Raw genomic sequence first — 17,666 nt, 5'->3', positions numbered from 1 at the left:
GCTGGTTTTTGTGGTTCGCTTCTCCGCCCGCGCGGCATGCTGCGGAAAGCGTCGTCGTCCGCGGCCCGGCAGCCGCGCGTGCGTCGCTCACTCGGAGTCCTCCTTCAGGCGGTTCCGCAGGAACACGGCGAGCAGCACGGCGATGACCGCGACCATCACCAGGCCCATCGCCGCCGCATAGCCGAACTGGCCGTACTTGAACGCCTCCTCGTACGCGAACAGCATCGGCAGCCGGGTCTGGCTGCCGGGCCCGCCCTGGGTGAGCACGTACACCAGGCCGAAGGAGTTGAAGTTCCAGATGAAGTTGAGCGCCGTGATCGCGAGGACCACCGGCCGCAGCGCGGGCCAGGTCACCGTCGTGAAGCGGCGCCACAGACCCGCGCCGTCTATGTGCGCCGCCTCGCGCAGCTCGTGCGGCACATTCTGGAGGCCCGCCAGCAGGACCACGGTGGTCTGCGGCATCCCGGCCCAGATGCCCACGACGATGACGGCGGGGAGCGCGAGCGACATGTTGGTCAGCCAGTCGACGTTCTCGCCGATGAGACCGAGCTGCGAAAGCGTCTTGTTGAGGATGCCCGCGTCCTGGTGGTAGACGAGCCGCCACATGATGCCCACGACCACCTCGGGCATCGCCCACGGCACCAGCGCCAGCGTCCTGGCCAGCCAGCGGAAGCGCAGGTTCTGGTTCAGCAGCAGGGCGAGGCCGAGGGCGAGCACGAACTGGAGCGTCGTCACGCAGACCGCCCACACCAGGCCGACGCGGAACGACTCCCAGAACAGCGAGTCGTGCCGCAGGTCGGTGAAGTTGAGCAGGCCGACGAACTCGGCCGACTCGGTGCGCCCCGCCTGCTCGTCGGTGAACGCCAGGGCCACGCCGTACAGCAGCGGGCCCGCGCTCAGCACGAGTATCGGGATCAGCGCGGGGAGCAGCAGGAACCACGCCCCCCGGTCGAGTCCGAGCGCCCGTTTGCGTCCGGCCGGTGTTCTGGGCGGCGGGGTGCCGCGGCTGCCCGGGACGGCCTTGGCCCGGCGGGCGGTGAGACTCATGCGGTCCTCGTTACGGGGGAGTCGGTCGCCGGCGCGGTCGAGGCGCGCACGACGAGGCGGGGCGGGGCGGTGGTGGTGCGCGGCGGGGGAGCGGTCCCGGTGCCGCCGCGCGCTTCGAGGCGGTCGAGCAGCAACTCGGCGGCGCGTCGGCCGCGTGTCGACGAGCCGAGGTCGACGCTGGTCAGCGGCGGCCACCCGGCTTGCGCGAGGGCGCTGTCGTCCATGCCCGCGACCGCGATGTCCTCGGGTATGCGCACGCCGCGCGCGAGCAGCGCGTGCGCCGCGCCGAGCGCGAGCTGGTCGTTGGCGCAGAACAGCGCGTCGGGCCGGGCGGGCAGCAGCCGCCGGACGGCGGCGGCACCGGAGTCGATGCCGAAGTCGGTGTGGACGACGAGGGCCTCGTCGTGGGGCAGGCCGCATGCGGTGAGCGCGGTGCGGTAGCCCAGGTCGCGGTTGCGTCCCGGGACGGTGTCGGACGGTCCGTTGATGAACGCGATGCGGCGCCGGCCGGTGCGGAACAGGTGCGCCACCGCCATGGCGGACCCGGCGACGGAGTCGGCGCGGACGCTGTCCACGGGCACGCCGTCGGGCAGCGAGCCGATGACGACGACCGGCCCCGCGGCGGTGGTCAGGGCCTCGATGTGCTCGTCGGTGATGCGGATGGGACACAGGATGAGCCCGTCGCTGGTGCGGTCGCCGAGGCTGTGCAGCACGGCGAGCTCGTCCTCGGCGACGGCGTCGGTCGAGTGCAGCAGCAGCCGGTAGCCGGCGGCCTTGGTGACGGCCTGGATGGCGCGGACCATCGCCACGTACACCGGGTTGCCGATGTCGGGCATGGCGAACGTGAGCTGCCTGGTCCTGCCGTCCTTCAGCGAACGGGCCACCGCGTTGGGCACGTAGCCCAGTTCGGCGGCGGCGCGCCTGACGCGTTCGACCGTGTCGCGGCGCGCGCCCTGGCCGTTGAGGACCCGGGAGACCGAGGCGATGGAGACGCCCGCGCGCGCCGCGATCGACACGATGGTCGGCTGGCCGCCGTTCGGCATCCCAATTGTCCTTTTCCTTGACGAACTTCGGATTGTTGTAAACGTTTCCAGCTGCTGGAATCGTTTACAGATGTTGCGGGGAGGTTTCCCGTCCCGTCAAGAGGGCCGCGTCTGTGATCCCTGTCTCCGCCCTCGCCCCGGCATGCCGACGGGGCGGTTGCACGGTGCTTCCGCACCGCACAGCCGCCCCGTTGTCGGGCCGCCCCGTTGTCCGGCCGGGCCGTTGTCCGGCCGGGCCGTTCGGCGTCAGAAGTTGTTCTGCGCGCCCGGGAGGTTCTGCAGCATCTCCTGGAGCTCGGTGATCTCGGCCTCGCTGAAGCCGCCGCCCAGCGCGTTGTAGTACGTCTGGCTGGCGCCGGAGGACCAGGTGACCTGCATGGTGCTGCCGTCGACGGTGTAGGTGGCCTCCATGTCGGTCCACTCGCTGTCGCCGTAGAGGTCGCACGAGTCGAGGCTGATGGTGCCGTTCGTGATGGTGCCCTCGCAGACGTCGCCCTCCTGGCCGAAGTCCTCGTAGAACGTGACCGTGTCGTCGCCGCTGGTGATCTCCAGGTTGGCGTCGTCGATCGTGGTGCCGGTGTACCAGTCGCCCTCGACGCTGCCTCCGGCGTCGCCGCCGCCCGAACCCCCGGTGTCCCCGCCGATCGTGCCGGTCTCGCCGCCGGTGTCCCCGCCGGTCTCGCCGCCGGTGGTGTCGCCGGGGACCTCACCGCCGGTCTCGCCGCCCGTGGTCTCCTCCGGCGTCTCGCCGCCGGTCTCTCCCTCGGAGGCCCCGCCCTCGGTTTCCTCCTGGCCACCGTCCCCGGGGTTCGGGCCGTCGAACGGCGACTCCTCGTCGCTGTTGCAGCCGGTGAGAGCCAGGGCCGTCGCGGCTGCGACGACGGGCAGGGCGAGTCGTATGGACCTACGCATGGAGTGTTCCCCTCGTACATGTGCTTGTTCCCGGCAGGCTATCCCCGGCGCGGGAGGGGCGGGACATAGTGTTACGAACCAATCGCAATTGGCGTCGGACTGAGACGTATGTGCGACCCCTTGAGCGGTGACGGTACCGCCTCGGCGGCCGGTCGGCGGACGTCGTCCGGCGTTCGGGACCGTTCCGGTACATGGCGCCGGCGGCGGTCCCCGGCCGCCGCGAGTGCCCCGCGGCGGCCGGGGGCGTCAACCGGCGTGCGGCCCGCGCCCGTTCACGATGCGCAACCGTTCACCCGCGCCGCGCCGGGTCGATCGGGGTGAGGGGGCCGACGTGCCGTTCTACGGCCTCGGCGGCGTCGAGGCACAGGTCCTCGCGGTAGGCGCGGCCGATGATCTGCACGCCGATCGGCAGCCCGTCCGCCACCCCGGCCGGAACGGCGACGGCGGGGACCCCGGCGAGGCTGGTCGCCGAGCACAGCCGCATCGCGGTGCCCACCCGTTCGTGGCCCGCCGTGTCCCGCGACTCGATGCCGGGCTCGACGGGCGGCTCGGTGAACACCGGCGCGAGCAGCAGCGGATAGGTGTCGAGGAACTCCGACCAGGCGCGCTTGAGACCGAGCAGTACCCCGGTCAGCCGCAGGTACTCCGCCACGTCGACGGGGTTCGTCTTGGCCAGGGACATCTCGATGTAGCGGTGCCCGCCCTCGCCGAGCAGGGTGCGCACGGTGGGCCAGGACGGCGCGAACTCCGTCATCAGCAGGCTGCCGTAGGTCTCGACCGCCTCCGCGAGGCGCGGCACGTCCGGCACCTCCGTCACCGCGTACCCGGCTTCGGCCAGTGCCCCGGCAGCGGTGCGCACCGCCTCCCGCACCGCCGGGTGAACGCCGAGCCCGCCCGGGTCGGTGACGACGGCGACCCGCGCGGGTCCCGGCAGCGGCGCGCCTTCCAATGGAACGGGAACGGCCCGCGGGTCGCGCGGGTCGGTGCCGGCCAGCACCCGGCAGGCGGCGCGCAGGTCGCCGACGCGGCGGGCCAGCGGGCCGTCCACCACGAACAGCTGGGCGCCGAGCGGCGGATCGTCCGGGCCGATGCGGTGGTCGGCGGGGAAGCGGCCGTACGTCGGCTTCAGCCCGGCGACCCCGCAGAACGACGCGGGCACCCGGACCGAGCCGCCCGCGTCGTTCCCGAGTCCGAGCGCGGTCATCCCGGTGGCCACGGCCGCGCCATCGCCGCCGCTGCTGCCGCCCGGAGTGACGCCCGGGTCCCAGGGGTTGACGGTGTCGCCGAAGAGCTCGCTGCTGGTGTGCATGCCCGCGAGGGTGAGGGTGGGCATGTTGGTGTGCCCGACGGGGATGGCGCCCGCGGCGCGGAGGCGGGCGACCGGCGGGGCGTCGGCCCCGGCCACCAGGCCGCGCAGCCGCTGTGCGCCGTGCGTGGTCGGCACGCCGCCGATGCCGATGCTCTCCTTCACCGTGAACGGCACCCCGGCCAGCGGCCCCGCCTCCTCCCCGGCGGCGCGCCGCCGGTCGGTCTCGGCCGCGTCCGCGCGGGCCCGGTCGGCGAGTAGCTGGGTGATCGCGTTCACCTCGGGGTTGACCGCCTCGATCCGTTCCAGGTGGCTGCCGACCAGCTCGGCGGCGGACACCGCGCCCGAACGCACCAGCTCCGCCTGCTCGGTGGCCGACCGGGCCCAGAGCGCATTTTCCATGATTCGAACCTCGTTCCGATGCAAGTGCATCGCATCCTAGAGGGCTTCCGATACAGTTGCATCGCAATAACGGTCCTGGCGGCGGGCCGAGGGGAATGAGGGAAACGAGGGGGCACGGTGCCACGGCAGATCGACCACGAGGCCAGACGCCGCCTGATCGCGAACGCGGTCTGCGCGCTGGCCGACGAACACGGCCTCGAAGGCGTCACGTTGCGGGACGTCGCCGCCCGCGCCGGGGTCTCCATGGGCGCCGTGCAGCGCTGCTTCCGCACCAAGGAGGAGATGCTGCGCTTCGCGCTCGCCCACGTCGGCCGCCGCGTCCTCGCCCGCATCCGCACCGGCGACGACGGAAGCGACGACGGAAGCGACGACGGCGGCACCGGCGGCGGCACCGGCGGCGACGCGGCGGAAACGTTGACCAGGGCCGCCGTGGAAACCGCGCTGCTGCGCGGGGAACAGCGCGCCGAGGCGCGGGTCTGGCTGGCGTTCGTCGCCCAGGCCGCCGTCAGCCCGCCGCTCGCCGCGGTGCTGCGCGAGGCGTACACCGGCCTGACGGAGATGCTCGCCCGGCTGGTCGCCGCGGCCGGCGGCGCCGCCGATCCCGTGCGCGAGGCACAGACCCTCCTCGCCCTCGCCGACGGCCTCACCACCCACGTCCTCGTCGGGCACCTCACCCCCGCCGCCGCCCGCGCCGCCCTCGAAGCCCACCTGGCGCGGCTCACCGCGGTACGGGCGCCGGGGGGCCGCGACCGCCTCGGGTAGAGTGGCCATCCGTTCGTCAGACGTCCGGTTCCGGGAGGTGAGCCCCATTACTGCCAGGTCGGTCCGGGTGCTTCCGTCCCGCCCCGCGCGGTCGCCCGCGCGCAGGTGAACGGCGGAGCGCCCTTCGGTTCCCCGGAAGGCCCTCATGTCGGTTCCCCCGCCCCCTTCTTCTTCCCTCTCTTCCTCCCCCTCCCGCATCGCCACGCGGCTGCGTGCCGCGGGCTGCGTCTTCGCGGAGGACGAGGCGCGCATCCTCCTGTCCACCGCCGGCTCGCCCGACCACCTCGCCGCCATGGTGGCGCGGCGTGCCGCGGGACTGCCCCTCGAACAGGTCGTCGGCTGGGCCGAGTTCTGCGGCCTGCGCGTCGCCGTCGGCCCCGGCGTCTTCGTGCCGAGGCGCCGTACCGAATTCCTCGCCCGGCAGGCCGCCGCCCTGGCCGCGCCCGGTTCGGTCGTCCTCGACCTGTGCTGCGGCTCCGGCGCGGTCGGTGCCGCGCTGGCCGCGGCCGTGCCCGGCATCATCCTGCACGCCGCGGACTCGGACCCGGCCGCCACCGCGTGCGCCCGCCGCAATGTCGCCGCCACGGGCGGCCAGGTGTACGAGGGCGACCTGTACGCCCCGCTGCCCGCCGCACTGCGCGGCCGGATCGACGTGCTGGTCGCCAACACCCCCTACGTGCCGACCGGCGAGGTCGGCCTGCTGCCCCCCGAGGCCCGCGACCACGAGCCGCGCGCGGCGCTCGACGGCGGCGCGGACGGCCTCTCGGTGCTGCGGCGGGTGACGGCGGGCGCGCCCCGCTGGCTGGCACCCGGCGGCCACCTGCTGGTGGAAACGAGCGAACGGCAGGCCGCCGGCGCCGTGACCGCCGCCCGGCAGGCCGGCCTCACGGCCCGCGTGCTCGACGACGCGGGCCGCCACGCGACCGTCGTGGTGGCCCACCGCCCGGCCGCGGGAACGTGAGCCGGGCGGGGCCGGGCGGGGCAGGTCAGGACGCGTCGAGGGCGATCAGTGCGAGGCCGGTCTGCGGGTCGACGCGCTTGCGCAGGTGGGTGGGCGTCTCGGTGACGACCACCTCCATCGTCGGGAAGACGACCGCCCGCTGGAGGTGGCCGCCGAGCGCCGTCGAGTCCCGGCGGCCGAGCACCAGGTGCGCGTGCAGGGCCGGGACGTCGTCGTGGATGGCGATGTCCCCGATGAGCGACAGCACTTCCGTCTGCTCGTCGATGTGCGTGCTGCGGTAGTCGAGGAGTTCCGGGTCGAAGTAGCCGAGCGTCGCCTCCCGGCAGCCGCCGACGGCCGTCAGTGCCGCGCCCGTCACCCGCTGCTCGGCGGCGAACGCCGAGATCTCCGCGTACGCCTCGTCGCCCTTCACGAGGACGAGGACGAACGTCCGCAGCCCGCCGTGCTCGTGCACCAGCCTGCTGTTCACCGCGGGTCACATCCCCAGCAAGTCCACGAGGTCGTCGGCATGCTCTTCCTCCTCCTCCAGGATCGACTCCAGCAGCCGCCGCGTGGTGGGGTCGTGGTCGCCGAGCCAGCGGATGATCTCCTGGTACGTCGAGATCACGATGCGTTCGGCGTACAGGTTGTTGCGCAGCATCTCCTTCAGATCGCCGTCGTCCGGCGTCGTGTAGTCGGTGTGCGCCCGCTCGTGCAGCGTCGCCGGGTCGAAGTCGGGGTCGCCGCCGAGCTGCGAGACGCGTTCGGCCGCGCGCAGCGCGTGGTCCATCTCCTCCTTCGCGTGCTCGGTGAACTCCGCGGACACCTGCGCCCTGTCGATCCCCGTCGCCGCGATCGCGTGCCGCGTGTACCGCAGCCAGCACACCACCTCCGTGGCGATCACGTCGTTGAGAATGGCGATCACCCGGTCCTTGTCCACGCCGTAGGTGTCCGTCACCGGGCCGGCTTCCATCCGCCGCCGCGCCTCGTCGCGAATCCTGGTCACGTCGACGACGAAATCGTCCGTCATGCTGCTCTCCCCTTCGTGCCGGTGGTCGGGTCGCGAAGCGCCAAGTGGCCGCGCCCTTCTCGGTTCACGGACGGTAAGCAGCAGGCCGTTGAGGGGACCGACCGGCACGCCGGACGCCCCCGGCGGCGCCCCCCAATGGCCGAACGCGCCGCGCGGCGCGAATCCGCAGCGTCTCAGCCGCGGGCGGCGCCCTCCGGCCACACCACGTCCACGGGAAGGCCCGCGTCGCGCGCGGCGCGCACCACGTCGGCGGTCCCGCCCTTACCGCTCGGCGGCGAGCCGTCCCACACCGCAACGAGCCGGTCGGCGCGCCGGAGCAGCTCCTTGCCCGCGGCCTCGTACGCCGCCCGGTCGGCGCGCTCCAACGGCATCGTGATCACCTCGTGCGCGGCTGCCACCAGCCGGTCGAACTGCTCTGCCTGCTCGGGCTTCACCTTGCGCGCCCGGTAGTCGCGCGACGGAATCACCAGGACCAGCCGCCCGCCCACCGCCACCACGGCCTCGGCGAACAGACTGTCCGCACCCGCCGCGACACAGGAGACACCGACAAGCCCGGCGGCCGGGTGGTCTGCCAGCAAGTCACGCAGGGCGGCCGAAACCAGGGGAACGGTCGCTTCGGTCAGATCCATATGGCCGGTGACGGCGATGGTCGGCATGGGAGTCCTCGTCTACGCGCCGATGGTCAGGTGGACAATCGAAGGCATCCAGGCTGGTGGAACGCGAACAATCCGCCCGGTTCCGGCAGGTCACGAGGTGATGAGGCGGCTGGTGAAGCCGTTGCGGATGAGGGATTCGTACGCGGCATGCACGTCCTCCGGGACCTCCTGCTCGATGGCGAATCCGAGCCTCGGATACTCGATGACCCGCTGTAGATCGCCGACGAGCATGTCCAGAACGAGCTTCTCGTCGCCGATGGACTTCACGTAGTCGTCGAACTCCAGCGGCTCCGACGCGCAGAGGATCTCGACGTCGGGCCACAGCTTGCGGGCGGTCGCGAACGATCGCCTTTCCATGTACGGCTTGGAGACCAGCAGTACCGACTCCGGGGTGATGTCGGCGGCGGCGAGGACCTCACGGGAAAGGGTGATGTTCTGCCCAGTGTTGGTCGCGTTCGGTTCCAGCAGGATCGCCTCGGCAGGGACGCCGAGGTCGATGGCGTGCTCGCGGAAGTGGACGGCTTCCCCACGCGGGAAGACCTCGGCGGTAGTGGGGCTGTTGCCGCCGGTGAACACCAGGGTCGGGAAGAGCCCGGAGCGATACAGCTCGGCGGAGTGGGCGGCGACGCCGAGGTCGTGGCTGCCCAGCCCGATCGCCACGTTGACGGGCCGCAGCTCGTGCCGCATCTGGTGGTAGTCCCAGATCAGCTTGGCCTGGCGCCACTGGTCCCCGGTGATCCCCTGCTGGTCGTTGCTCACGCGATCTTCTCCCTGGTCACCGTTGCCGGAGGCCGGTCGGCCCCTCGTTCGTGGCCTTGATGCCCTCGATAGTCCTGGACACCGAGTCATGAGGACCGTGATTGACCAAGACGCCCCACGGAAGAACACGACAGCCGCCGCCCCCCGAGGCCCGGCAGGCCGCCGACACGGACACCTCCAGGCGAAAATCGTCTGGTCCTGCTTCAAGACCGTGGGAGGGACGACAGCACGAGTGTCCTGCTTACCCCGCCCGGCCCGCACTCGGTGCGGGCTGAGCGGGTCGCTTCTTCGCTGGGATGCCGTTGCGCCACCGTTTGTCGGCCCGGCGGTTGCTGCCGACAAGTCGGCATGCTTCCTGAGGCCGGAAGTGCTTCTCCAGCTCACGGACCAGTCCCCCGCGTCCCTGTGACGTGTGGACCTTGCGCATCTTCAAGGCCATCGTGGCTCCAAAGCCCGGAGTTGCGAAGCGGAATCCAAGCCGGGCCGGCGCACGGCGGCGCTGTCGTCGTCTCAGGCGTCGTCGATGTCGAGCGATGCGAGGAATGCCGTCCAACTGTGCGCCGGAACGACGAGGACCGGTCCACCGGCCGTCTTGCTGTCGCGCACCGGCACCATACCGGGCACGCCATCCGCAACCTCCACGCAGGCCGACTGTCCGTTGCTGTAGCTGGACTTGCGCCACCCGCGGGCGTCAGTCTTGTACCTGTTCATATCTCCCTACCAGGTCTGTCAGTAGATCGGTCGTTGCCTCTTCGCTGAGCGCCACAGACCAGATGTTCGCGAACGCTTCGTCATACAGGTTCACCTCCTTCTCCTTGTCCAGGTACAGGTCTCCGGTGTAGCCGTCCGCGTAGACGGTGGGCGGCTCGGTAGGTGCACCATTGCCGTTCGTCGGAAACCGCAGGATGCCGAACTGACTGGTGAGCACGCCTTGGTGGAACCCCACGCTGAACGGGACGACACGCAGGCTGACCACGGGGAGTGCGCTTAGCTCTATCATCCGCCGGATCTGCTGGGCCATGGCTTTATGCCCGCCCACGGGCCGTCTGACGACTGACTCGCTCAGCACAACGCGCAACAGAGCAGCGTTCGTTGGCCGTGTGAGCAGTGCCTGCCGAGCGAGCCGCAGGGCTACCCGTCGGCCCACCTCTTCCGGACTCAACTTCGGGTCGTACTCGTGCATGACCGTGCGCGCGTAGTCCGCGGTCTGGAACAGGCCCGGTACGAGGTCGGATTCGTACCAGTCGATCTCGCTTGCCGCCTCCTCCAGACCAATGAACACGTCGAACTGCTCGGGGATGACGTCACCGTAGCTGTGCCACCATCCGCGGGCCTTGGTCTCCTTCGCCAGCCCGAGCAGCGCCTCGGCCAGGTCCGGTGGTGCGCCGTAGATCTCGCACATGGTGCGCACATCGTGGCTGCGTACCGAGGTCTGACCCGACTCGATGCGCCACATCTTTGCCTCGGACCACTCCAGTTCGTGCGCAGCCGCCTTGAGCGTGAACCGTGCCCGCATGCGGAGTTCTCGAAGATGCCGACCCAACTGCCGTCTCGGAACCGTCGAGCCTGTCACTGCTGCCATGGCGCCCTCCTCTCCATTGCGAAGTATCTCTGACCATCAAAATGAAAGCATCGTGTGCTTGATTCCGCAATGCTGGTCAACTCATCGAAATTTTCTAGTGAAAGAGCGTGAATGAAGGCTTGCAGATTCAATTGGATGAGGTGCAGTCTGGCTACCGATGGCCACTGGGCGTGTTGAATCGATCACGTTCGGATGGCCCGGGCTGGCCTTGGAGGCAAACATGCCGCACACCCCCGCGCCCCTCACCGGCGCGCCGTCCTCGCCGGGCAACGCATACGACGTGCTGGCCGAGTTGACCGCCGTCCTCGCCGAGCACGGCATCACACTGCCTTCGCTCGAACTGGACCGAGCCACCCTCACGAGTCCGTACACCGAACCGCTGATCGAACTCGGCCGATGCAACCTCGACACTGCGCGCGCCATCTCCGCCGCCCTCGGTCGCTGACACACGGGCCCGACGTGGCGGCCCACTACTGATCACAGCCAACGCGGTCGCGTTGATCCCGCTGCTGTACCTCTCTCACCTCGTAGGAGTGCACGTGCCCGGATGTCCCCATACTGGCCAGCTCGACCGCCGCGAGGACGGCGCGCACTGTCAGGACTGCGATGTCCTGATCTATCCCGCTGAGACAGCGCCCCCGGCTCCGCCGCCGGTCCGGACCGAGGGGGCCGCCTCATGAAGGGGGTGGTCGTATCGGTCGAGGTCGACGCGCACACTGTGCGGCGCGGGGATCAGATCATGGTCGGGGGGCAGGCGTTCACCGTTCACGACATGGCGGCGCTCGGGCCCGGCCGCAAGCGGCTCGTGTTCGGCTCGGGCGAGTCGTTCGTCATGACCCGCACAACGGTCCTGTGGGCCGCCCGCCGCGTCGACCCCCGCCGACGACAGCACCACTGACTCCCGTCCCGGCGCTCTCGCCTGGACAGCCAAGCGCCGAGACGGGCCCGCGACACACCAGTCACCCGAAAGGAAACCGGAATGAGCAGCATTCCCACCGTAGCGCCGCGCACCGGGCGTGAACTGCTGACCGACGAAGAGTTCGCCGCTGTCACGGCCACCGTGCTGGACAACAACCCCGGCATGCGCATGGTCACTGCGGAGCGGATCGCCGAGCAGGCCCTGGCGTTCGTCGCCACGGCCGCGGGCACGGAACTGCCTCTTGCGCCCTCGCGTGTGGTTGACGAAGGCTGGCACGCCCTGATCCTGCACACCCGGCTGTACGAAGCACTGGGCAACCGTCTGGGCCAGTTCGTGCACCACGTGCCCGAGCGCCCCGACAGCACCCGGGCGGCATACGACCCTGACTGGCTCCCCCGCACGACCGACGCGATCCGGCAGGCCGGGTACGAGGTCGACGAGGATCTGTGGCGCGGCCCGGAAGACGTCACCGTCCCGGTCCGGGCCCCGGCGCAGCACACGCCGAAAGGGCCGAACTGCACGGTGATCCAGCCCAAGCCGAAGCCCAAACCGACAACGGCATCGGCCGGTACAGTCTGAAACCGGACGCACACGAGAGGGGCAGCCATGAGTGCAGCAGGGAGTCTCGGGCAGCCGGATGACGGGCGGCCTGTGGAGTGGGTCGATCCGCGGTACGTCGGCTTGGTCGAGTGGCTGGACTCGGTGCGTCGGGGCTCGCCTCGGCGGGGTGGATCGCCCGCCCCGCGAGCGTTCCTGTACGAGCTGCCGCCGGACCGTCGGCCCCCGCCGCCCGGCTGAACGGGCGGCGGGGGCCTCGTCCGCGGGGGGGCGGGGGTCAGTGGGCCGTGGCTGGTTCGAGGGGGAAGTGGCAGGCTGCCAGGTGGTGCTCGCCCGTCGGTGCGGGCTCGGTGGTCGCGCAGACGTCCTCGGCCTTCCAGCAGCGGGTGCGGAAGCGGCAGCCGGACGGTGGGTCGACCGGCGAGGGCACCTCGCCGGACAGCACGATCCGTTCGCGCCGTTCCCGTACCGTTTTCAGGGACGGTGCGGCGGACAGCAGCGACGCGGTGTAGGGGTGCCGCGGTGTGGCGAAGACCTCTTCGGCGGCGCCGGATTCGACGACCTTGCCCAGGTACATCACGGCGACGTGGTCCGCGACGTGCTGGACCACCGACAGGTCGTGCGAGATGAACACGTACGCCACGCCCAGCTCGGCCTGGAGGTCGGTCAGCAGGTTGAGGACCTGCGCCTGTACCGACAGGTCGAGCGCGGACACCGGCTCGTCGCACACGATCAGCTCGGGCTTCAGGGCCAGGGCCCTGGCGATGCCGATGCGCTGGCGCTGCCCGCCGGAGAACTCCTGCGGGTACTTGTCCGCGTCGCCGGAACGCAGGCCGACCATGTCCAGGAGCGCGCCGACCCGCTTGCGGCGGTCCGCCCGCGGAACGAGGTCGCGGTGCGTCAGCCAGGGCTCGGCGATCAGTTCGGCCGCGGTCAGCCGCGGGTTGAGCGAGGCGAACGGGTCCTGGAACACCATCTGCACGCGCCGCCGCCACGCAAGCAACTGCTTGCCGCGCAGTGCGAACGGGTCGACGCCGTCGAAGCGGACGGTGCCCGCGTCGGGGCGTTCCAGCATCAGCAGTACCCGCGCCAAAGTCGACTTCCCGCAGCCGGATTCGCCGACGAGGCCGAGGGTGCGGCCGCGGTGCACCGTGAGGTCCACGCCACCCAGGGCGTGCAGCCGGGTGCTGCCCGAGGCGCTGCGCGGCACCCGGAACGTCTTCTCCAGGCCGCGGGCTTCGAGCAGCGGTGCGGCCTCGGCCGCGCCGGACTCAGGCATCGGCCAGCTCCTTCCAGTAGTGGCACGCCGACATCCGCGCCGGTCCCGTCGCGGCGGGCGGCGGCGCCTCGGTGGCGCACCGTTCGCGCGCCAGCGGGCAGCGGTCGCGGAACGCGCATCCCGAGGGCACCGCGGCCGGCTGCGGCGGGGCGCCCTCGATCGAGTTCAGCCGCGAGCCGCGGGGCCGCCCGGCCGGGACGGAGTCCAGCAGACCGCGGGTGTAGGGGTGCCGCGGCGCGTTGAACACCTCGGCGGTGGGCCCCGATTCGACGACGCTGCCCGCGTACATCACGGCGACCCGGTCGGCCTCCTCCGCGACCACGGCCAGGTCGTGGGTGATGAGGACGAGCGCCATCCGCGTCTCGTGGCGCAACTCGGCGAGCAGTTCCATGATCTGGGCCTGCACCGTGACGTCGAGCGCGGTGGTGGGCTCGTCGGCGAGCAGCACCGTGGGCCGCAGCGCGACGGCCATCGCGATCAGCAGCCGTTGCCGCAGGCCGCCGGAGAACTGGTGCGGGTACGCCTTGGCGCGGGCCCGCGGCTCGGGTATGCCGACCCGTTCCATCAGTGCGACGGCCTTCTCGGCGGCGGCCCTGCGCGAGAGCCGTTCGTGGATGCGGAACGGCTCGGCCAGCTGTGATCCGACCGGGTAGACCGGGTTCAGCGCGGTCAGCGCGTCCTGGAAGACGACGGCGAGCCCTGGCCCGGCGAGGCGGCGGCGTTCGCGGGCGCCGAGCCGCAGCACGTCCCGCCCGTTCAGCAGCACTTCGCCGCCGGTGACCTCCGCGACCGGGTCGAGCAGCCCCGCGACGGCCTGTGCCGTCATGCTCTTGCCGCAGCCGGACTCGCCGAGCAGGGCCAGGGTCTGTCCTGAGTGCGCGGTGAAGCCGACGCCCCTGACCACGGGAACGGGCCCGGAGGGCGTGCGGATCTCCACCGACAGGCCCTTCACCTCCAGCGCGACGTCCGGTTCGGTGCTCGTGACGGTCGTCATGCCGACTCCTTTCCTGCGGCCTCGGTCGGGGCCTGGGCCGGGGCTGCCGCCGCGGCTGCCGCCGCGGCCTTCCGGTCGCGGCGGCCGCGCCGCGGCGCGGTGAGCCGCCAGCGCTGCGCGGGGTCGCCGGCGATCCGGGCCCAGGAGGCCAGCACGGTCGCCGAGACGGTGGTGAGAATGATCGCCAGGCCGGGGAACACCGCGATCCACCAGGCGGTCTGGAGTTCCTGCCGGCCCTGGGCGACCATCAGGCCCCAGGAAACGTCCGGCGGCTGAATCCCGATGCCGAGGAAGCTCAGCGAGGACTCCGTCAGCATGACGAAGCAGAAGTCCACCGCGGCCACCGTCAGCAGTGTGGGGGCGACGACCGGGGCGACGTGCCGCCGGATCACCGCCCAGTTGCCGGTGCCGAAGGTGCGGGCCGCGTCCACGAACAGCCTGCTGCGCAGCTCCGCCGACTCCGCCCGCGCCGTGCGCAGGTACACCGGGATACGGGCCAGGGCCAGCACCGCGATGATGTTGGCCACGCTCGGGTCGAACACGTAGAGCACCACGACGGCGAGCAGCAGCGAGGGGAAGCTGAGGATCACGTCGGCGATACGCATGGACACGTTCTCGCGCCAGCCGCGGTGGAATCCGGCCCACATCCCCCACAGCGAGCCGATCAGCAGCGAAAGCAGCACCGCGGGCACCGCCACCGCCAGCGTCGTGCCGGCCGCGACGATCAGCCGGGCCAGGACGCTGCGGCCCAGGGAGTCGCTGCCGAGCAGGAACTCCCAGCCTTCGTCGGTGCTCAGTGGCCGCAGGTTGATCGCGCGCAGGTTCTGCTCCCTGGCCAGGTCACCGAGCAGCATCGGGCCCAGCAGCGCGCACAGCCCCACGAGCAGCAGGACGACGGCGGCGGCCGAGGCCATGCGGTCCCTGCGGAGCAGGTGCAGCCAGCGTGCTCTGCGGGGTGTCTCGTTCGCGGTGGTCATGCCAGCGCCCCCTGCCTGACCCGCGCGTCGAGCAGCGCGTAACCGATGTCGATGAGGATGTTCAGCACGAAGATCGTCAGCGCCGTCAGCAGCACCGCCGCCTGGAGCACCGCGAAGTCCCGCTGGAGAATCGAATCGATCATCAGCTTCCCGATGCCGGGCCAGCCGAAGATCGTCTCGACCACGACCGCCCCGTTGACCAGGCCGACCGCCAGGTCGCCCGCCACGGTGAGGGCCGGGGCGCCCGCGTTGCGCAGCGCGTGCCGGAAGACGACGCGCGGTTCGCTCGCGCCCTTGCTGCGCGCCACCTTGATGTAGGGCGCGGACAGCGCGGACACCATCGCGCCGCGTACCACCTGCACGAGCACGCCGAACGGCCGGATCAGCAGCGTCGCGATGGGCAGCACCCACACGCCGGCGCCGGTGGTGCCCGAGGTCGGCAGCCACTCCAGCTGAACGGCGAAGATCAGCACGCCCATGATGGCGAACCAGAAGTCGGGCGTGCTCGCGGCCGTGGCCGACAGGAAGCTGGCGATCCGGTCGATCGCCGAGTTCGGCCGGTACGCGGCGAGGCTGCCGACGACCACGGCGCCGACGATCGCGAACAGCATGGTGAACCCGGCCAGTTGCAGCGTCGCGGGGAACGCGCGCAGCACGGCCTCGGCGGCCGGCTGCGCGGTGCGCAGCGACTCGCCGAAGTCGAACTGCACGATCTGCGCGAGATAGTCCCCGAACTGCACGAAGACCGGTTCGTCGAAGCCGTGCTGCGCCGAGAACGTCTCCCTCATCTCCGGGGTGGCGCTGAGCGGGAGGTAGAGGTTGGCCGGGTCGCCGGTGAGGCGGGCCAGGAAGAAGACGCCGAGGACGACGAACAGCAGCGGAATGGCGCTGGAGAGGATGCGGTGTCTCAGGAAGGTGAACATGGCGCCCCCTCAGTCCGCCGGGTGCATCGCGGCCAGATGCATCTCGTCGTTGGTCGCCGAATTCGGCTCGTACGTCACGTTCGGCGCGATCGAGATGATGCCGGTCATGTGCGCCAGCACGGCGTCCCGCACGACCTCGTCGTTCTGGTGGGCCAGCGCGTCGGCGAACGCGGCCTGCCGCTCGTCCTCCGCGGCCAGTTCGCCCTCGTGGATCAGCCGGTCGAGTTCGGCGGTGCCGTAGCTGCTCTGCGCGCCCTCGCTGCCGTAGATCTGGTCCATGGTGAACGCGGCGTCGCCGGCCTGGTTGCCGTGCTGGGCCTGGAGCAGCGTCGGGCCGATGTCCTGGGGGAACGGCCGGAGCAGGTACTCCATCCAGGCGTTCACGTCCAGCATCTGGATGTCCACGTCAAGACCCGCCTCAAGTAGTGAGTTCTGTACCACTTCCAGGGCCTCCGCCGCCTTCGGGTAGATGCCGTTGCGGCCGATGAGGGTGATCGTCTCGTCCACCGGCACGCCGTCGGCGCGGGCCTCGTCGATCAGGGCCCTGGCACGGTCCATGTCGTAGGGCCAGGCCGCGATGTCCGGGTTGTAGCCGGTCACGCCGTCCGGGACGACCTGGCCCGCGGGCTCGCCGAGCCCGGCGAACACCGAGGCGACAAGACCCTCCCGGTCGATGGCGTAGTTGATGGCCTGCCGCACGCGTATGTCGTCAAGCGGCGCCTTGGTGGCGTCCATCCGCAGGTAGGACGTCTCGTTGTTGGGGAACTCGACCGCGGTGTCGCCTGCCCCGTCGGCCGGTGCCAGGCCGACCGCGACATCCGCCTCGCCGCTGGTGACCATCGCGGCGCGGATGCTGCCCTCGGAGCGCCAGGAGTAGAGGGCGGCGGCGTAGTCCGGCCGTTCGCCCCAGTAGTCGTCGTAGCGGGCGAGCCGCAGGTTGATGCCCTGGTTCCAGGTGTCGATGCGGTAGGGGCCGGTGCCGACGGGCTCGCGCACCTTGCCGTCCGTGGCGGTGTCCGTCGGCACGATCTCCACGAACGACAGGCGCAGCGGCAGGATCGGGTCCGGCTCGCCCGTGGTGACCTCAAGTGTCGTGGCGTCGACGGCCGTCGCGGAGATCTCGATGTCGCCGAAGACGTAACCGTCCACGTTGCAGCCGATGTCGGAGTTGACCGTCCTGTCGATGGAGAACGCGGCGGCCTCGGCCGTGAACGGCGTGCCGTCGTGGAAGGTCACGCCCTCGCGGAGGGTGAACCGCCAGGTCGTTGGCTCCAGTTGCTCCCACTCCTCGGCGAGCTTGGGCTCCAGCTCGCCGGTGGCCGGGACGCGTTCGGTCAGGGGCTCGGTGATGTTGGAACGCGTCACGCGGCCGGTGGCGGTCAGGGAGGCGTCACACGGTTCGAGCGTGGGCGGCTCCTCCGGCAGGACGATGCGCACGGTGTCGGCGCCGGCCGCGGCCGAGCCGGAGTTGGCGACCGTGCAGCCGGCCGCGAGCAGCATCGCGCCCGCGCCGAGCAGGGCGGCGGTCCGCCGGCCCGGTGGTCCGGCGAGGCGCGGGCGGAGAGGGGACTTCATCG

General features: G+C 71.3%; 20 protein-coding genes. 5 read left to right on the top strand and 15 right to left on the bottom strand.

The genetic code is table 11. From position 1 onward, the window contains the following. Positions 1-87: 87 nt before the first annotated feature. The 4 genes from RM779_RS14915 to RM779_RS14900 form a co-directional block, all read right to left on the bottom strand. Complete coding sequence (locus tag RM779_RS14915; protein WP_311618174.1) at positions 88-1,047, bottom strand: carbohydrate ABC transporter permease; 960 nt, start codon at positions 1,045-1,047, stop codon at positions 88-90. Further along, complete coding sequence (locus RM779_RS14910) at positions 1,044-2,090, bottom strand: LacI family DNA-binding transcriptional regulator (protein ID WP_311618173.1); 1,047 nt, start codon at positions 2,088-2,090, stop codon at positions 1,044-1,046. The genes RM779_RS14915 and RM779_RS14910 overlap by 4 nt, the downstream gene beginning before the upstream one ends. Positions 2,091-2,336: 246 nt before the next feature. Then, entirely contained in the window at positions 2,337-3,002 is a 666-nt protein-coding gene (locus RM779_RS14905) for a hypothetical protein (protein ID WP_311618172.1), read from the bottom strand. Positions 3,003-3,291: 289 nt separating this feature from the next. After that, the gene (locus RM779_RS14900; protein WP_311618171.1) at positions 3,292-4,710 is read right to left on the bottom strand and encodes an amidase; all 1,419 of its coding nucleotides are present in this window, start codon (positions 4,708-4,710) and stop codon (positions 3,292-3,294) included. 117 nt (positions 4,711-4,827) lie between these two features. Here RM779_RS14900 and RM779_RS14895 point away from each other — a divergent pair, with 117 nt between their 5' ends. Both RM779_RS14895 and RM779_RS14890 read left to right on the top strand, forming a co-directional pair. Then, positions 4,828-5,472 (top strand): TetR/AcrR family transcriptional regulator, encoded by a 645-nt coding sequence (locus tag RM779_RS14895; RefSeq protein WP_311618170.1) that lies wholly within the window; start codon positions 4,828-4,830, stop codon positions 5,470-5,472. Between the two features lie 145 nt (positions 5,473-5,617). Continuing rightward, positions 5,618-6,433: a putative protein N(5)-glutamine methyltransferase gene (locus RM779_RS14890; RefSeq protein WP_311618169.1), complete on the top strand. Its 816-nt coding sequence runs from the start codon at positions 5,618-5,620 to the stop codon at positions 6,431-6,433. Between the two features lie 25 nt (positions 6,434-6,458). Here RM779_RS14890 and RM779_RS14885 read toward each other — a convergent pair whose 3' ends face one another. The 6 genes from RM779_RS14885 to RM779_RS14860 form a co-directional block, all read right to left on the bottom strand. After that, complete coding sequence (locus tag RM779_RS14885; RefSeq protein WP_311618168.1) at positions 6,459-6,902, bottom strand: PPC domain-containing DNA-binding protein; 444 nt, start codon at positions 6,900-6,902, stop codon at positions 6,459-6,461. Positions 6,903-6,908: 6 nt separating this feature from the next. Further along, on the bottom strand, positions 6,909-7,442 hold the full coding sequence (locus RM779_RS14880) for a ferritin-like domain-containing protein (RefSeq protein ID WP_311618167.1): 534 nt from the start codon (positions 7,440-7,442) through the stop codon (positions 6,909-6,911). A gap of 173 nt (positions 7,443-7,615) precedes the next feature. Beyond that, complete coding sequence (locus tag RM779_RS14875) at positions 7,616-8,098, bottom strand: hypothetical protein (RefSeq protein ID WP_311618166.1); 483 nt, start codon at positions 8,096-8,098, stop codon at positions 7,616-7,618. A gap of 90 nt (positions 8,099-8,188) precedes the next feature. Continuing rightward, entirely contained in the window at positions 8,189-8,857 is a 669-nt protein-coding gene (locus RM779_RS14870; RefSeq protein ID WP_311618165.1) for a YdcF family protein, read from the bottom strand. Positions 8,858-9,367: 510 nt separating this feature from the next. Next, a complete protein-coding gene (locus tag RM779_RS14865; RefSeq protein ID WP_311618164.1) occupies positions 9,368-9,568 on the bottom strand; it encodes a DUF397 domain-containing protein in 201 nt (66 codons plus the stop codon). Further along, positions 9,549-10,439, bottom strand: a complete 891-nt coding sequence (locus RM779_RS14860; protein WP_311618163.1) for a helix-turn-helix domain-containing protein — start codon at positions 10,437-10,439, stop codon at positions 9,549-9,551. The genes RM779_RS14865 and RM779_RS14860 overlap by 20 nt, the downstream gene beginning before the upstream one ends. 220 nt (positions 10,440-10,659) lie before the next feature. Here RM779_RS14860 and RM779_RS14855 point away from each other — a divergent pair, with 220 nt between their 5' ends. The 3 genes from RM779_RS14855 (at position 10,660) to RM779_RS14845 (ending at position 11,937) form a co-directional block, all read left to right on the top strand. Next, positions 10,660-10,884, top strand: a complete 225-nt coding sequence (locus RM779_RS14855) for a hypothetical protein (protein ID WP_311618162.1) — start codon at positions 10,660-10,662, stop codon at positions 10,882-10,884. A gap of 231 nt (positions 10,885-11,115) precedes the next feature. Next, complete coding sequence (locus tag RM779_RS14850; protein WP_311618161.1) at positions 11,116-11,337, top strand: hypothetical protein; 222 nt, start codon at positions 11,116-11,118, stop codon at positions 11,335-11,337. A gap of 81 nt (positions 11,338-11,418) precedes the next feature. Next, entirely contained in the window at positions 11,419-11,937 is a 519-nt protein-coding gene (locus tag RM779_RS14845; RefSeq protein ID WP_311618160.1) for a glycine-rich domain-containing protein, read from the top strand. Positions 11,938-12,193: 256 nt separating this feature from the next. On the opposite strand, the gene RM779_RS14840 is transcribed toward RM779_RS14845, so the two are convergent. From RM779_RS14840 to RM779_RS14820, 5 genes are read right to left on the bottom strand one after another with little or no spacing between them, the layout of a single operon-like run. Further along, positions 12,194-13,195 (bottom strand): ABC transporter ATP-binding protein, encoded by a 1,002-nt coding sequence (locus RM779_RS14840; RefSeq protein ID WP_311618159.1) that lies wholly within the window; start codon positions 13,193-13,195, stop codon positions 12,194-12,196. Then, on the bottom strand, positions 13,188-14,189 hold the full coding sequence (locus tag RM779_RS14835) for an ABC transporter ATP-binding protein (RefSeq protein ID WP_311618158.1): 1,002 nt from the start codon (positions 14,187-14,189) through the stop codon (positions 13,188-13,190). The genes RM779_RS14840 and RM779_RS14835 overlap by 8 nt, the downstream gene beginning before the upstream one ends. Then, positions 14,186-15,166: an ABC transporter permease gene (locus RM779_RS14830; RefSeq protein WP_311618157.1), complete on the bottom strand. Its 981-nt coding sequence runs from the start codon at positions 15,164-15,166 to the stop codon at positions 14,186-14,188. Before RM779_RS14830 ends, RM779_RS14835 begins: the two co-directional genes overlap by 4 nt. Next, a complete protein-coding gene (locus RM779_RS14825; RefSeq protein ID WP_311618156.1) occupies positions 15,163-16,089 on the bottom strand; it encodes an ABC transporter permease in 927 nt (308 codons plus the stop codon). The genes RM779_RS14830 and RM779_RS14825 overlap by 4 nt, the downstream gene beginning before the upstream one ends. 9 nt (positions 16,090-16,098) lie before the next feature. Next, on the bottom strand, positions 16,099-17,664 hold the full coding sequence (locus RM779_RS14820) for an ABC transporter substrate-binding protein (RefSeq protein WP_311618155.1): 1,566 nt from the start codon (positions 17,662-17,664) through the stop codon (positions 16,099-16,101). Between the last annotated feature and the right edge of the window lie 2 nt (positions 17,665-17,666).

This window comes from Streptomyces johnsoniae, assembly GCF_031845565.1.
In the GTDB taxonomy this organism is placed as follows: domain Bacteria; phylum Actinomycetota; class Actinomycetes; order Streptomycetales; family Streptomycetaceae; genus Streptomyces; species Streptomyces johnsoniae.
This window is presented reverse-complemented; position numbering and strand designations above follow the sequence as displayed.

Coding starts and splice junctions, on each gene's coding strand:
- RM779_RS14865 (WP_311618164.1), bottom strand. CDS start 9,568: ATGAACAGGTACAAGACTGACGCCCGCGGGTGGCGCAAGTCCAGCTAC.
- RM779_RS14825 (WP_311618156.1), bottom strand. CDS start 16,089: ATGTTCACCTTCCTGAGACACCGCATCCTCTCCAGCGCCATTCCGCTG.
- RM779_RS14850 (WP_311618161.1), top strand. CDS start 11,116: ATGAAGGGGGTGGTCGTATCGGTCGAGGTCGACGCGCACACTGTGCGG.
- RM779_RS14855 (WP_311618162.1), top strand. CDS start 10,660: ATGCCGCACACCCCCGCGCCCCTCACCGGCGCGCCGTCCTCGCCGGGC.
- RM779_RS14860 (WP_311618163.1), bottom strand. CDS start 10,439: ATGGCAGCAGTGACAGGCTCGACGGTTCCGAGACGGCAGTTGGGTCGG.
- RM779_RS14890 (WP_311618169.1), top strand. CDS start 5,618: ATGTCGGTTCCCCCGCCCCCTTCTTCTTCCCTCTCTTCCTCCCCCTCC.
- RM779_RS14835 (WP_311618158.1), bottom strand. CDS start 14,189: ATGACGACCGTCACGAGCACCGAACCGGACGTCGCGCTGGAGGTGAAG.
- RM779_RS14880 (WP_311618167.1), bottom strand. CDS start 7,442: ATGACGGACGATTTCGTCGTCGACGTGACCAGGATTCGCGACGAGGCG.
- RM779_RS14845 (WP_311618160.1), top strand. CDS start 11,419: ATGAGCAGCATTCCCACCGTAGCGCCGCGCACCGGGCGTGAACTGCTG.
- RM779_RS14820 (WP_311618155.1), bottom strand. CDS start 17,664: ATGAAGTCCCCTCTCCGCCCGCGCCTCGCCGGACCACCGGGCCGGCGG.
- RM779_RS14840 (WP_311618159.1), bottom strand. CDS start 13,195: ATGCCTGAGTCCGGCGCGGCCGAGGCCGCACCGCTGCTCGAAGCCCGC.
- RM779_RS14905 (WP_311618172.1), bottom strand. CDS start 3,002: ATGCGTAGGTCCATACGACTCGCCCTGCCCGTCGTCGCAGCCGCGACG.
- RM779_RS14830 (WP_311618157.1), bottom strand. CDS start 15,166: ATGACCACCGCGAACGAGACACCCCGCAGAGCACGCTGGCTGCACCTG.
- RM779_RS14900 (WP_311618171.1), bottom strand. CDS start 4,710: ATGGAAAATGCGCTCTGGGCCCGGTCGGCCACCGAGCAGGCGGAGCTG.
- RM779_RS14875 (WP_311618166.1), bottom strand. CDS start 8,098: ATGCCGACCATCGCCGTCACCGGCCATATGGATCTGACCGAAGCGACC.
- RM779_RS14915 (WP_311618174.1), bottom strand. CDS start 1,047: ATGAGTCTCACCGCCCGCCGGGCCAAGGCCGTCCCGGGCAGCCGCGGC.
- RM779_RS14910 (WP_311618173.1), bottom strand. CDS start 2,090: ATGCCGAACGGCGGCCAGCCGACCATCGTGTCGATCGCGGCGCGCGCG.